Raw genomic sequence first — 13,711 nt, forward strand, 5'->3', positions numbered from 1 at the left:
ACTTATGAAAACATACTACTTTGATCATGCTGCCACTACGCCTTTACATCCTGACGTCGCGAAAGCGATGCTCGAGATTATGCAGGGGCCTGGCGGCAATTCGTCCAGCATGCATGCTTACGGAAGAGCTGCCAAGCAGCAGCTTAACCGTTCGCGCGATTCTGTTTCTGCTGCCCTAGGCTGCAAGCCGGCAGAATTGTTGTTTACTTCCGGCGGAACCGAAAGCGATAACGCGGCGTTGACCGGTGCTGCCAGAGCACAGCGCAAAAGGGGTAAAACACATATCATCACATCAGCGGGCGAGCATCATGCCGTTCTACATACATGCGAATGGCTTGCCAAGGAAGAGGGCTTCAACGTAACGGTGCTGCCTATAGACAGCAATGGACGAACGTCGCCTGAGCTTGTTCAAGCTGCAATGACGCCGGAAACGGGGCTCATTAGCATTATGCATGGAAATAACGAGATTGGTACGCTGCAGCCTGTCGAAGAAATCGGGCAAATCGCTAAGGCGAGCGGCGCGATTTTTCATGTCGATGCCGTTCAAACCTTAGGCTGGATCCGATATCGGCTCAGTGAGCTTCCCGTTGATTTGATGAGCTTCTCCGCACATAAGATCAACGGCCCGCAAGGAGTTGGCGCGTTATACGTGGCTAACGGGACGCCGCTCGAAGCGATTCAGCATGGCGGCTCTCAGGAGAGAAAGCGCCGTGCGGGAACGGAAAATATCGCCGGCATTGCCGGATTTGCGGCAGCAGTTGACATTTGTGTGAACGAGCTGAAAAATAAGCAACTTTTTATGGACAAGCTTCGTAAGAGATGGATAGAAATGCTGCAAACGCATGTTGATGTGCCTATCGTTATCAATGGCAGCGAGCGGCAGTATTTACCGCATATCGTAAATATCAGCTTTATCGGGATTGATACGGAAACGATGCTGATGAACCTGGATATGGAAGGGATCGCGGCAGCAAGCGGCTCAGCCTGTACTTCCGGGGCGCTTGAGCGCTCGCATGTGTTGCGCGCTATGGATCTGCCGCAGGAACAAATTCAATCCGCTGTAAGATTTAGCTTCGGTTTGGGGAATACTTTGGAGGAATTAGAAGATGCCGCACAAAAAGTTGGAACACTCGTGAGGCGTATTCGTAATAACTACTAGGAGGCCTCTTCCTGAGCGTAATTAAACTTCAACAGCTTATTGGTCTTCCCGTTATCGTGATCCACTCCGGGAAGCTAGTCGGAACAGTCAAGGATGCATGGTTCGATGAGCATTGGCTTCTTAGAGGCCTAATACTCGATTGTGCTAAGTGGTTTGCTTCATCCGTGAAAACAGTGGAGTGGTCTCACGTGTTATCCTGCGGCGAGGACACCGTTATTATAGCAAGCGAAGCTGCGATTGTTCGGATGAAATCGAAACGATTGCTGCGTTCTTTTTACACAGGATTAGTGAAAATAAAGGATATGCCCATCGTAACTGTCCAAGGTTTGCAACTTGGCCGTGTATCGGATGTTTATTTTTACCCAAAACAGGGTACACAAATAATAGGATACGAGCTTACGGACGGTTTTGTTTCGGATCTGATGGAAGGGCGCAAATGGCTGAAGGCGCCGAGTGATCCGGATAGTGTGTTACTCGGGGAAGACGCGATTATTGTTCCTGCTGTCAGTGAAGCGGAATTGGAGCCTGTCGCAGCTTCCAATTTCAAGGATAGGGAGAAATGAAAGATGATGAGATGTCCGAACTGTAATTCGAAAGATATCGGAAAGATCGGTTCCCACCAGTTTTATTGCTGGGGCTGCTTCATTGAACTGACGGTTAACGGCGACAAAATGTCGGTTTACCAAGTGGAAGAGGATGGCACGTTAAGCTCGCTCGACGACTTGTTCTTTGAAGAGGAATTACCGCAGATACACGCCAACTGATGTGATTTGCATAAAAAGGAATATCGAAAAACGGTCTTTGGCCGTTTTTTTTGTTGTTCGAGGATGATATTCACCGCTTGTACATATACTGAACTAGTTCCGCTTATCCTATTTACGGCAGGCTGGAATAAGAAAGTTCGGGGGTGAGGGCGGTGGAACGATTCACCAAAAACCGTCTGTTTGTTTGGATGATTTATATGATATTAGGCTTGCTCGCCATTTATCTGATGCTGCTAATAAAACCTTTAATCGTTAACGTTTACGATTTTTTGAAATCCGTGCTTGCTCCCTTCATCATCGCGATGATTATATCCTATGTTCTGAATCCGATTGTTACGCTGCTTCATGACCGTAAAGTGCCAAGAACGATCGCCGTGCTTCTTATTTATGCAGTGTTTTGCGCGGTCATAACGGTACTGCTCGTTAATTTAATTCCGATGTTCATCAGTCAGGTGCAGGAATTGAACCGTCATGCGCCGGAGCTGTCGATGCGCGCCCAAAATATCGTAACCGACATAAACAATACTTCGTTTTTGCCGGAGAGCATTCGTAACGGCGTGAATAAATCGTTGATGCATATGGAGAAGAAGCTATCGGATAGCCTGTTTAATTTTGTGAATAATATCGGGTCGATGGTGAATGTCATATTTATCACATTCATTATTCCGTTTCTCGCTTTCTATATCTTAAAAGATTTTGACGTGTTTGAACGGACCATTATTACTTACGTGCCCAAAACGCATCGTAAAAACACAGTCAGGCTGTTAAAGGATATTGATACTGCTCTCGGCAGTTATATTCGCGGTCAATTTTTAGTCTGCGTTATCGTGGGAGTGCTTGCGTATTTCGGATACTTATTTATTGGAATGCCCTATGCCTTGCTTCTCGCGGGGATCGTTGCCATTACGAATGTTATTCCATACTTAGGGCCGTTTTTTGGGGCTGCTCCCGCGCTGCTGATGGCTTCTACCGTATCCTTAAAAATGGTTATCCTTGTTGGGATCGTAAATACAGTATGCCAAATACTTGAAGGAAACGTCATTTCTCCTCAGGTTGTAGGACGGACGCTTCATATGCATCCCTTGTCGATTATTTTTGCCTTGCTTGTCGGCGGTGAAATTGCGGGTATCGTTGGCATGATTTTAGCCGTTCCCATCTTTGCCGCTTGCAAAGTCATTATTCAGCATATGTTTGCTTATTACGTGCGGCGAAAGATTATTTGACAGGCGTAAGGGGTGTAGCTATAATTTTTAATTAATCAAGTGTTTATCATATTTGGATAAAACGTTGACGAAATGAAGTACGTCATAGCCCGTTAGCCAGAGAGAAAGCTTCTTCGCTATAGGTTCCTTATGGAGCTTTTCAGCGTTGGTTGAGAAAGCTTTTATAACGAAGAGTGGCCGAAAGCTCTTTTCGGAGTGTGAAAGAACTTCACCGGGTGGACCCGTTATCGTCCAATGAAGGCGATTGCGCATGCTGTGCAATAACCAGGGTGGTACCGCGAATCTATTCGTCCCTGTCTATGACAGGGGCGTTTTTTGTGTTTTATCAATTAAAGGGGGCTTATATGAATGAAAGCTAGTGAAATTCGTGCAAAATGGCTTGCTTTTTTTGAAAGCAAAGGCCATAAAATTGAACCGAGCGCATCGCTCGTACCGCATAACGATCCATCCTTGCTATGGATCAATGCAGGCATGGCGCCATTGAAAGCTTATTTTGACGGCCGCATCATTCCGGAGAACCCGCGTATTACGAACTCGCAAAAATGTATCCGTACAAATGATATCGAGAACGTAGGCAAAACCCGCCGTCACCATACGTTTTTTGAGATGCTGGGCAACTTCTCGATCGGTGATTATTTTAAAGAAGAAGCCATTACCTGGGCATGGGAGTTTCTAACCGAGCCGCAGTGGATCGGCTTTGATCCGAATCGCTTGTCGGTAACGGTATATCCCGAGGATGAGGAAGCATTTGCGTTCTGGAATACGAAAATAGGAATTCCGGCTGAGCGCATCTATAAGCTGGATGAGAACTTCTGGGATATCGGCGAGGGCCCTTGCGGACCTTGTACGGAAATTTTTTACGATCGCGGCGACAAGTACGGCGACCTGAATGATCCGGAATGCTGGCCTGGCGGTGAAAACGAGCGCTTCCTTGAAGTATGGAACGTCGTGTTCTCACAATTTAACCATAATAAGGATGGCAGCTATACGCCGCTTCCAATCAAAAACATCGATACAGGTGCAGGATTGGAGCGTTTTGCTTCGATTTTGCAGGATGTGGATTCAAACTTCGATACAGATTTGTTCCGTCCGATTATCGATCGTACTTGCGCGATTGCAAAGGTCAGCTACAAAGCTAACGAAGAGCATGACATTGCGCTCAAGGTCATCGCCGACCATATTCGTACCGTTGCGTTCGCGGTTGGCGACGGCGTAATGCCGTCGAACGAAGGCCGCGGCTACATTATTCGCCGATTGCTCCGCCGCGCTGTGCGTTACGGAAAGACACTCGGCATCGACCGTCCGTTCCTGCATGAACTGACATCTGTCGTTGGCGAGGTAATGGGCGTTTACTACCCGGAGGTTGTAGAGAAGCGCGAGTTTATCGAGCGTGTTATCCGTACGGAGGAAGAACGCTTCCATGAGACGTTGTCAGACGGCCTAGCTATGCTGTCCGAGCTGGTGGCTGCGGCAGCGAAAGCAGGCAACAATGAAATTAACGGCGACGATGCATTCCGGTTGTATGACACTTACGGCTTCCCGTTCGATTTGACAGAGGATTATGCTTCGGAGAACGGAATGACGGTTGACCGCGCCGGCTTCGACGCGGCAATGGAAGCACAGCGCGACCGTGCGCGCGCAGCGCGCCAAGACACAGGCAGCATGAAGGTTCAAGGCGGTCCGCTTGGCGATTTTACGGTTAAAAGTGAGTTTATTGGCTATAATGATCTGGTAACTGAGTCTAAAATCATTGCAATCGTCCAAGACGATTTATTGGTTGATGCTGCAGTTGAAGGCAGCAAAGCAGTAGTTATTTTGGATCGCACGCCTTTCTACGCGGAAAGCGGCGGGCAGATCGGTGACAAAGGAACGATTACGGGCAAGGGTTTTACCCTTCAGGTCGAAGATGTGACGAAGGCGCCACACGGTCAAAGCGTTCATCATGCCGTCGTTACGGCAGGCACCGTGCGCACGGGCGAAGCGGCAGAAGCGACTGTTACAAGAGCAGTACGCGATGATGTTATCAAAAACCATACGGCAACGCATTTGCTTCACAAAGCGCTTAAAGAGGTGCTTGGCGACCATGTCAATCAAGCGGGATCTCTCGTTGAGGCTGAGCGTCTGCGTTTCGACTTCTCGCATTTTGGCAGCATTACTGCGGAAGAGCTGGTTGCCATCGAGCGCCGTGTGAACGAGCAAATTTGGCTGGGTACGGCCGTATCAATCGATACGAAGTCTTTGAACGAGGCGAAAGCGATGGGCGCTATGGCCTTGTTTGGCGAGAAGTATGGCGATGAGGTGCGCGTCGTTCAGGTTGGCAGCTACAGCTTAGAGCTATGCGGAGGCTGTCACGTAAGCAATACGTCGCAAATCGGACTTTTCAAGCTGCTCAGCGAGAGCGGTATCGGTTCGGGCGTACGGAGAATTGAAGCCGTTACGGGTAAGTTTGCCTATAACTTCTTGGAAGGCCAGCTTGATCTGCTTAAGCAATCGGCTTCCCTGCTGAAATCGAATACGAACGATGTGCCGAAACGAATCGAGGCTTTGTACGGTCAAATGAAGGAGCTCTCGCGCGACAATGAGTCATTGCAAGCGAAGCTAAGCCGCATCGAAGCGGGCTCGCTCGAGCAAAATGCGAAAACAGTTGACGGCATTTCGGTGCTCTGCGCAAAAGTAAATGCACCTTCCATGGACGCGCTGCGGGGTATTGTCGATGAGCTGAAGCTGAAGCTTGAGTCAAGTGTTATCGTGCTTGGAGCGATCGCAGATGACAAAGTTAATCTGGCTGCTGCGGTTTCGGCGGATCTTGTTAAAAGAGGCTTCCATGCAGGAAAAATCGTAAAAGAGGCTGCTGTGCACTGCGGCGGCAGCGGCGGAGGACGTCCAGATATGGCGCAAGCGGGCGGAAAAGATACTTCAAAGTTGGACGAAGCTTTGAAACTTGCGGAAGAACTAGTTCTTAATCAAACAAATGTGATATGATATAAATGTATATCTCATTGAAAAGTGGTTTGGAAAGCGAGGTGCTGGCGATGAGTTCCATGGACAAAACAATGAAGTTTAACGTGAAGGCGGAGGGGGTTGAATCTTCTCAAGACATTCTGCTAACCGTGCATGAAGCGCTGTTGGAGAAAGAGTACAATCCGATTAACCAGATCGTTGGGTATTTGCTGTCCGGAGATCCCGCGTATATTCCGCGGCATAACAACGCCAGAAGTTTAATTCGCAAGAAAGAACGAGACGAATTAATTGAAGAGCTTGTCCGGTTTTATCTAAAACATAAGAAACAATAACAAGCAGGCAGGAGCCGGACAAGTCATGAGATTAATGGGATTGGATTACGGTGACCGCAATATTGGAGTTGCTGTCAGCGACGCCTTTCGCTGGACCGCACAAGGGACCGGAGTAATTGAACGCAGACGCGACGGAAGCGAATTTGACCGCATAGCTGAGCTGGTAAAGGAGCATGAGGTTAGTGAAATCGTTGTCGGTCTGCCGAAAAATATGAACGGTTCCATCGGTCCTCGTGGGGAAATTTGCATGGAATTTGCAGAGCAGATTAAGCAGAAACTAAACATACCTGTTCACCTTTGGGATGAAAGGCTGACTACGGTAGCTGCCGAACGGACGCTGATTGAAGCGGACGTCAGCCGGAAGAAGCGAAAGCTCGTAATAGACAAAATGGCGGCAACGCTTATTTTGCAAAATTATCTCGATTCTAAAGCGAAAAGGTGAGGGTAAATATGACAAATGAAGACTTGGAATTCGAAGAGCCGGAAATTATTTATATTCCGGATGAAGAAGGCAACGAAGAGGAATTCGAAGTCATCATGAAATTTGAAGTTGATGGTTCCGATCAGAAATATATGATGGTTGTTCCGCTAAATGGCGAAAATGACGAGGAAGATGAAGTTTATGCTTTCCGTTATGAAGAAGAAGAAGATGATCTGAAGCTATACACGATTGAAGACGAAGAAGAATGGAACATGGTCGAGGAAACGTTTAATACTCTCCTTGGCGAGATGGAGGAAGAGAACTAATGTCGGGCACAGAGCATGAGGCGCCAAAGAAGCTGAACAGCTTAAGAAACGCTTTCGGCAATGAGATTGAACTGGAAGCGGATGACGGCAGTGTAGAAGTATACGATATTAAGGCTGAATTTCAGCTGGGAGATCGTATTTATGCAGCCCTTCAATCTGATCCGATGCGCGGCGAGGAAGATGTAGAGCTATTCCGCGTGATTCAAGTCGATGGTGAACCGCAGCTGGAAAACATCGAGGACGATGAAGAATGGGAAGCGGCGTCTGAAGCTTATGACGATTTGCTGTTCACAACCGATGAACGTCCGTAAGTAGCAGCAAACCTATAGGTATGGAACGAGAGAGCGGCTTATAACCGCTCTTTTGTTCCATGTTAAAGGCTATTCGCACCGCAGAATCTAACTTACCGTTCACCGTGAGAAATAAGCTGAGCGCCAGAGCATGGCCTCAGCCGTTTTTGCCTGCGCAATTAGGCAGAGGACAGCTTACTGAGAGTAAAGAGGGGGTCTAAGATTGGACAAGTCACCGCAGCAGCATGAGCATCGTGATCAGTTGACATCATCCGGTCCGAAGCGAAGCCGGATAACGCTATGGGTAATTTTAATCTTGCTAGGCTTAACGATCGTAGGCGCGGGAAGCATAGCCTTCTACGTATGGAACAGCTTGCAGCCTACTGCTGCAGGCGATGTACAGAAGTTTGATATTCCTAAAGGAACTTCGGCGAATGAAGTTGCAGATTTACTTGAACAGCAGGGAATAATCAAGAACTCGTTTATTTTTAAGTATTATTTGAAGCTGAATGACCAAGGAGCCCGCTTTCAGGCGGGTGTATATGAGCTTAGCCCGGGAATGGACAATGATGCGATCATAGCAAAGCTGAACGCCGGAGAAACGGTAGCAGCTGAAACGATCCGCTTCACGATACCTGAAGGCTTTACCGTACTGCAGATGGCCGACAAGCTTGCGGCGGAGAAGCTGATCGATAAGAATAAGTTTATCGGACTGGTTGCCTCACAAAAAACGTGGGGCGATGCGGAGGCTGTGCGGTCAATCCCGGACAACAAGGAGCTTCACCAGCGTCTTGAAGGATACCTCTTTCCGGAAACCTATGAATTGAAGAAGGGAAGCACGGAAGAGGACATTATTAAGCGGATGGTGTCGGAGCTTGACCGGAAGCTTGCCGATCTGCCAGAGGGCTGGCTGGATGTACTTGAAGAGAAAAAAATGACATTCCACGACCTTCTGACCATCGCATCGCTCGTTGAAAGGGAAGTCGTCGTCGACGAGGAAAGAGCGCTTGTAGCCGGCGTTATTTATAACCGCATTGAAGGCGGCATGAAGCTTCAAATTGACGCGACGGTTCAATATTCGCTTGATAAGCCGAAGGAACGGCTGTATGAAAAGGATTTGCTTATAGACAGTCCCTATAACACATATGAAGTGGAAGGCCTGCCGCCGGGGCCAATTGCAAGTCCGAGTCTCGAATCGATTAAAGCGGCATTGTATCCGGAGAAATCGGAATATTTCTTTTATGTGACGAAAAAAGACGGCAGTCAAGCTCATTTGTTCGCGAAAACCTATAAAGAGCATTTGAGAAACATTGAGAAGAGTAACCAGTCGGCCGGGTAGTTCGCTGCCTAGTCAGTCAGCAGGGTTGCTCGAAGCTTTTGAGGAGGATTAAGGCATGGCGTACAAGCCGGAATTGTTAGCTACCGCCGCATCGTTAGAGGAGCTGGAGAGGCTCATTGCAGCAGGTGCGGATGCTTTTGTCATCGGCGAAGCGCGTTATGGTATGCGGTTGGCAGGTGAGTTCAATAAGGAAATGATCGCACAGGCGGTAAAGATAGCAAAGCCAAAGGGCGTTCGGATTTATGCAGCTCTTAACAACCTGATGGACAATGAAACAGTAGATTCGTTAAATGATTACGTGCGTGCGCTTGCGGAAGCCGGCGTGGATGCATTTGTGTTTGGCGACCCTGCCGTTCTTATGGCTGCAAGAGCGCATGCGCCCGGTATGGCCTTGCATTGGAATGCGGAGATGACCTCAACCAACTACGTGACTGCTAACTATTGGGGGCGCAGAGGTGCTGCCAGATATGTGCTGGCACGGGAGCTGAACATGGATCAGGTTATCGAAACGACAGCAAACACGGAGCTCGAATTAGAGGTTCAGGTGCATGGCATGACGAACATTTATCATTCCAAGCGTTCGTTGTTAGACAGCTACTTGGAGCATCAATCGGAGCCGGAGCGGCTGCCTCAGAAGGATAAGGATCGCGGTCTGTACGTGATGGAAGCGGAGCGGCAGGATGAGCGTTACCCGATCTTTGAAGATGCTAACGGGACTCATATTATGAGCTCGGATGACATTTGCATGGTTGAAAATCTGCATGAGCTGTTAGAGGCTGGAGTAGGCAGCTTGAAGATTGAAGGACTTATGAAATCAATCGAATACAACGAAATCGCCGTAAGATCATACCGGCAGGCAATCGATGCCTATTTGGCAGATCCGGCTGGCTATACCTTTCAAGAAGAATGGCTGGAAGCCATTAAGCGGGTTCAGGATCCAAATCGCGAGCTGAGCTACGGGTTCTTCTACAAGGAGCAAGTGTATTAATAAGCAATGCTTACGAAGTGAGTTTTGCTTCGCAAAACTAAGTGAATGCTTACGAAGTGAGTTTTGCTTCGCAAAAATAAGTGAATGCTTACGAAGTGAGTTTTGCTTCGCAAAACTTTAAGGAGGTGCACATAAATGACCACAACAGAGAAAACGACTCCGCGCTATCAAGGAAAACGGAATCGTCTGGATAAACCGGAGCTGCTCGCACCCGCAGGCAATTTAGAGAAGCTGAAATTTGCTGTCCATTACGGGGCTGACGCTGTTTATATCGGCGGACAGAAATACGGCTTGCGTTCCAATGCGGATAACTTCAGCTTCGAGGAGATGAAGGAAGGCGTAGAGTTTGCGAACCGCTACGGCGCAAAAGTGTTTGTTGCAACGAATATTTATGCGCATAATGAGGACGTCGAAGGTCTTGAGGAATATTTGCGGGCTTTGGAAGAAGCGGGTATTTCTGCGATTATTGCCGCTGATCCGGCTATCATTGAAACAGCGCAACGCGTGGCCCCCAAGCTGGAGGTTCATTTGAGTACGCAGCAATCGACCCTCAATTGGCAGGCTGTACAATTTTGGAAGGATGAAGGCTTGCCGCGTGTGGTGCTTGCCCGCGAAACGAGCTTTAAAGATATCGCTGAAATCAAGAAGCATGTCGACATTGAGATCGAAGCCTTCATCCATGGCGCAATGTGCTCATCGTTCTCCGGCAGGTGCGTGCTCTCGAACCATTTTACGGACCGGGACTCCAACCGCGGCGGCTGCTGTCAGTCTTGCCGCTGGAAGTATGATCTGTTTGTTGACGATATGCCTCTGTATCCCGAGGATGAAGATAAGTTTACGATGGGGTCAAAGGATTTGTGCATGATCGAATACTTGCCCGAACTCATAGAAGTTGGCGTGGACAGCTTCAAGATCGAAGGCAGAATGAAAAGCATTCATTATGTGGCGACGGTCGTTAACGTGTATCGGCAGGCGATCGATGCTTATTTTGCGGATCCGGAGCATTTTGAGCTGAAGCAGCAATGGGTGGAAGAGATCAATAAGGCTGCTAATCGTCCGCTAAATACCGGTTTTTTCCTCGATACCCCCGGAGCCGAGGATCATATTTATGAGCCGGAGGAAAAAGCAGCTCCTTATGACTTTGCCGGAGTTGTGCTTGCTTACGATGCGAAAACGGGATATGCGACTGTGCAGCAGCGGAATCATTTTAAGCTGGGGCAAGAAATCGAATTTGTTGGTCCAGAGGGAACATTCTTCAAGCAGACGGTAACGGAAATGACCGATGCCGATGGCGAGTCGCTTGATGCAGCGCGCCATCCGCTGCAGCATATCCGAATCCGCACGCTGAAGCCCGTTAAGCCGATGGATATGATGAGGAAGAAGATAGGAAAAAAGTAAAAAAAAGAAATAGTATGACCGGAGACTTATTTTTCTTAAAAAATAAGTCTCTTTTTTTGCATTTTATTATTAAGAATTGACAAGGTTCTGTCGATATAAATTAATATAATGTAAATACATATTTCGGCAAGATTCGCTAGCAACATAAGAACTATTTTGGACTCACAATATTGAAGGCGGTGTCTTTCCTAATGAAAAATCAAGAAGAACAAAAAGTGAAGAAGTCTAAGCAGAAAAAACACGAAGCTGAGCAAGGAGGTTCAAACGACGCAAAGTCCGGTACAGCTGTGAAAGCGCAATCAGGAATGAAGGCTGTTTCTGAGGCGGCGAAGAAGGCGGCTTCGGCCTCTATGAAGGGAACGAAGCTGTCCAATCCGATCAAATCGGTTGGCATGAAATTGTTTTTTATTATTTTTTGCAGCATTATTGCTTGCGTTTTGACTGTAGGTCTATTGGCATATTCAAAGACGAAGTCGATTGTAGAGAGCAAGGTTTCGCATGCCAGCTTTGAAACGATCAAGCAAGTTGCGAATAACCTGGACGTTATCTACAAGACGTATGAGGATTTGACTCTGCAAATATTAATCGATAAAGACTTTCATGAGATTGTGCGTAAAATGCTAAGCAGCAGCGACGATTACACTAAATTCGAAGCATCGCGTAGTTTAAGCGACAAAATGCAAAATTATACTATGGGCAACAATACGATTGTCTCGATGATGCTCTTGCCGGTAAATCCGAAGCTGGATGTTGTTACCTCTGGATCGGCATCAAGCAGCAGCGCGGAAAGACTGATGAAAACCGCCTGGTTCATGGAAACCGTTGAAAAAGAAGGGAAAACGAATTGGATTCCTCCGCAGCCGGAAGGATTGTCCAATCCATCCAGCGTTTCTACAATAGGACTAAGCCGTCTTATTAAGGACACGATGTCCAATGAACTATCCTATGTGCTGCTGCTGGAAGTTGAGGCAGATTCCATTGCGGAACGTTACCACGATGTCATCCTTGGCGAAGGCAGCCAGATTTCGATTGTGGACGCGAGTGGCGATTACATAACGAATGCTGACCCGGGTATGACTGGCAAAGCATCCGGCATTAGTCTTCCAAAAGAAGGGGACAATTCGCTCGAGGGCTCCTTAAAGGTGAAAACGATTAATGGAGAAGCCGTGCTTGCCGCTTACAAAACATTTGCACTAACGGACTGGAAGCTGGTCGGAACAGTACCGGTAAATGAGCTGGTTAAAGATGCTAAGGCCATTAAAAGTTTGACCTGGTTGACCGTCTTTGCAGCTGCGCTAATCGCGATTGCAATCGGTATTCTCGTTATTATGTTCATTGCGCAGCCGCTAGTGAAAATACGCAACCTGATGACTGAAGGCGCCAGCGGCAATTTGACCATCCGTTCCGTCATGAATAAGCGCCAGGATGAAATCGGCGAGCTTAGCGAAAGCTTTAACCTCATGATGACGCAAATTACGGGACTAGCTGTTCAGACGACAAGGTCTGCCGAGGAAGTGCTTATGACGGCAACTGAGCTAAGCGATGCATCAAGGAAAACGGCTATGTCCGCAAAGGAAATCGCCGTCGCGACAGAAGAGATCGCAAGCGGAGCAACGAGCTTGGCGGTTGAAGCTGAGAGAGGCACGGATTTGACCGGCAACATCGATGTTCAAATGAAAAAAGTAATTGATGCTAACGAGCAGATGGTGCTCTCCGCTCAAGAGGTCGAGAAAGCCAGCCAGCAGGGAACGACCTATATGGGCGTGCTCATACAGAAGACCGGCATGACGGAAGAAATGACGCGCTCGATGGTTGAGAAGGTAGATGCGCTGAAGGAAAGCACAGGCTCCATCGTTAAAATTTTGGATGTGCTCAACAACTTAACGAAGCAGACGAATATTTTGTCATTGAACGCTACGATCGAGGCAGCTCGCGCAGGTGCGGCTGGTAAAGGATTCATGGTCGTGGCGGACGAAATTCGCAAGCTTGCGGATCAATCCCGTCAATCTATCGATGTGGTTGGACAAATTACTGAGAAAATTAGAGGCGAGATTGACGAGACGGTTCATGTATTATCGGACGCATACCCTTTGTTCCAAGAGCAAATCGGCTCGGTAAAAGAAGCCAATCAAATTTTCTTAACAGTTTCCGGTCAAATGGGACAGCTTGCGCAAAAGCTGGATCTCGTCACGGATTCCATCGGTCAGCTGGATGAATCGCAGTCCGTTCTGGCGGATGCGATGACTAACGTAAGCGCGGTAGCTGAGGAGTCGTCGGCTACTTCCGAGGAAGTCGCATCGCTTAGCTCTGAGCAGCTTAGCATCAGCGACGGCATGGTTCGCCTTTCCGAGAAGCTGGACACGGTATCCCGCGAGCTGAAAAATTCGCTATCGCGGTTTAAGATCGAATAGCAGCGGCGGCATTATGAATAAGCTATTATAAGTTCAAAATTTTCGGGTAATTATTGGGATATAGAAAGAGCTGTTCAGGCATTTATTGCTGAAGGCTCT

Annotated in this window: 13 protein-coding genes and 1 pseudogene; all 14 read left to right on the forward strand. The window is 47.9% G+C overall.

The genetic code is table 11. From position 1 onward, the window contains the following. Positions 1–4: 4 nt before the first annotated feature. The 14 genes and pseudogenes from ASG81_RS10330 to ASG81_RS10390 all read left to right on the forward strand — a co-directional run bounded on the left by ASG81_RS10330 (position 5) and on the right by ASG81_RS10390 (position 13,612). Complete coding sequence (locus ASG81_RS10330; protein ID WP_056632970.1) at positions 5–1,159, forward strand: cysteine desulfurase family protein; 1,155 nt, start codon at positions 5–7, stop codon at positions 1,157–1,159. A gap of 56 nt (positions 1,160–1,215) precedes the next feature. Continuing rightward, a pseudogene (locus tag ASG81_RS32650) lies at positions 1,216–1,323 on the forward strand (PRC-barrel domain-containing protein); the annotation flags it as partial. Beyond that, positions 1,324–1,722, forward strand: coding sequence for a PRC-barrel domain-containing protein (locus ASG81_RS10335; RefSeq protein WP_235548814.1), 399 nt, complete (start codon positions 1,324–1,326; stop codon positions 1,720–1,722). It abuts the pseudogene before it with no gap. 3 nt (positions 1,723–1,725) lie between these two features. After that, complete coding sequence (locus tag ASG81_RS10340) at positions 1,726–1,923, forward strand: hypothetical protein (protein WP_056632975.1); 198 nt, start codon at positions 1,726–1,728, stop codon at positions 1,921–1,923. Between the two features lie 152 nt (positions 1,924–2,075). Next, on the forward strand, positions 2,076–3,146 hold the full coding sequence (locus tag ASG81_RS10345; RefSeq protein WP_056632980.1) for an AI-2E family transporter: 1,071 nt from the start codon (positions 2,076–2,078) through the stop codon (positions 3,144–3,146). 348 nt (positions 3,147–3,494) lie between these two features. After that, positions 3,495–6,128, forward strand: a complete 2,634-nt coding sequence (gene alaS / locus ASG81_RS10350) for an alanine--tRNA ligase (protein ID WP_056632983.1) — start codon at positions 3,495–3,497, stop codon at positions 6,126–6,128. 50 nt (positions 6,129–6,178) lie between these two features. Further along, on the forward strand, positions 6,179–6,439 hold the full coding sequence (locus tag ASG81_RS10355; protein ID WP_056633122.1) for an IreB family regulatory phosphoprotein: 261 nt from the start codon (positions 6,179–6,181) through the stop codon (positions 6,437–6,439). Positions 6,440–6,464: 25 nt separating this feature from the next. Beyond that, positions 6,465–6,881: a Holliday junction resolvase RuvX gene (gene ruvX / locus ASG81_RS10360; RefSeq protein WP_056632987.1), complete on the forward strand. Its 417-nt coding sequence runs from the start codon at positions 6,465–6,467 to the stop codon at positions 6,879–6,881. Positions 6,882–6,889: 8 nt separating this feature from the next. Next, a complete protein-coding gene (locus ASG81_RS10365) occupies positions 6,890–7,186 on the forward strand; it encodes a DUF1292 domain-containing protein (RefSeq protein ID WP_056632990.1) in 297 nt (98 codons plus the stop codon). Continuing rightward, entirely contained in the window at positions 7,186–7,497 is a 312-nt protein-coding gene (locus tag ASG81_RS10370) for a DUF1292 domain-containing protein (protein WP_056632993.1), read from the forward strand. The genes ASG81_RS10365 and ASG81_RS10370 overlap by 1 nt, the downstream gene beginning before the upstream one ends. A gap of 202 nt (positions 7,498–7,699) precedes the next feature. Further along, the gene (gene mltG, locus ASG81_RS10375; protein ID WP_081417243.1) at positions 7,700–8,815 is read left to right on the forward strand and encodes an endolytic transglycosylase MltG; all 1,116 of its coding nucleotides are present in this window, start codon (positions 7,700–7,702) and stop codon (positions 8,813–8,815) included. Between the two features lie 55 nt (positions 8,816–8,870). Continuing rightward, positions 8,871–9,803, forward strand: coding sequence for a peptidase U32 family protein (locus ASG81_RS10380; protein WP_056632996.1), 933 nt, complete (start codon positions 8,871–8,873; stop codon positions 9,801–9,803). Between the two features lie 135 nt (positions 9,804–9,938). Further along, on the forward strand, positions 9,939–11,201 hold the full coding sequence (locus ASG81_RS10385) for a peptidase U32 family protein (protein WP_056632999.1): 1,263 nt from the start codon (positions 9,939–9,941) through the stop codon (positions 11,199–11,201). A gap of 191 nt (positions 11,202–11,392) precedes the next feature. Next, entirely contained in the window at positions 11,393–13,612 is a 2,220-nt protein-coding gene (locus tag ASG81_RS10390) for a methyl-accepting chemotaxis protein (protein ID WP_081417244.1), read from the forward strand. The last annotated feature ends 99 nt before the right edge of the window (positions 13,613–13,711 follow it).

This window comes from Paenibacillus sp. Soil522 (genome assembly GCF_001428245.1).
Classification (GTDB): Bacteria; Bacillota; Bacilli; order Paenibacillales; family Paenibacillaceae; genus Pristimantibacillus.

What these genes read in the sequence shown, in the direction of transcription:
- ASG81_RS10390 (WP_081417244.1), top strand. Translation starts at nt 11,393, where the DNA reads ATGAAAAATCAAGAAGAACAAAAAGTGAAGAAGTCTAAGCAGAAAAAA.
- ASG81_RS10340 (WP_056632975.1), top strand. Translation starts at nt 1,726, where the DNA reads ATGATGAGATGTCCGAACTGTAATTCGAAAGATATCGGAAAGATCGGT.
- ASG81_RS10385 (WP_056632999.1), top strand. Translation starts at nt 9,939, where the DNA reads ATGACCACAACAGAGAAAACGACTCCGCGCTATCAAGGAAAACGGAAT.
- ASG81_RS10365 (WP_056632990.1), top strand. Translation starts at nt 6,890, where the DNA reads ATGACAAATGAAGACTTGGAATTCGAAGAGCCGGAAATTATTTATATT.
- ASG81_RS10355 (WP_056633122.1), top strand. Translation starts at nt 6,179, where the DNA reads ATGAGTTCCATGGACAAAACAATGAAGTTTAACGTGAAGGCGGAGGGG.
- ASG81_RS10370 (WP_056632993.1), top strand. Translation starts at nt 7,186, where the DNA reads ATGTCGGGCACAGAGCATGAGGCGCCAAAGAAGCTGAACAGCTTAAGA.
- alaS (WP_056632983.1), top strand. Translation starts at nt 3,495, where the DNA reads ATGAAAGCTAGTGAAATTCGTGCAAAATGGCTTGCTTTTTTTGAAAGC.
- ASG81_RS10330 (WP_056632970.1), top strand. Translation starts at nt 5, where the DNA reads ATGAAAACATACTACTTTGATCATGCTGCCACTACGCCTTTACATCCT.
- ruvX (WP_056632987.1), top strand. Translation starts at nt 6,465, where the DNA reads ATGAGATTAATGGGATTGGATTACGGTGACCGCAATATTGGAGTTGCT.
- ASG81_RS10380 (WP_056632996.1), top strand. Translation starts at nt 8,871, where the DNA reads ATGGCGTACAAGCCGGAATTGTTAGCTACCGCCGCATCGTTAGAGGAG.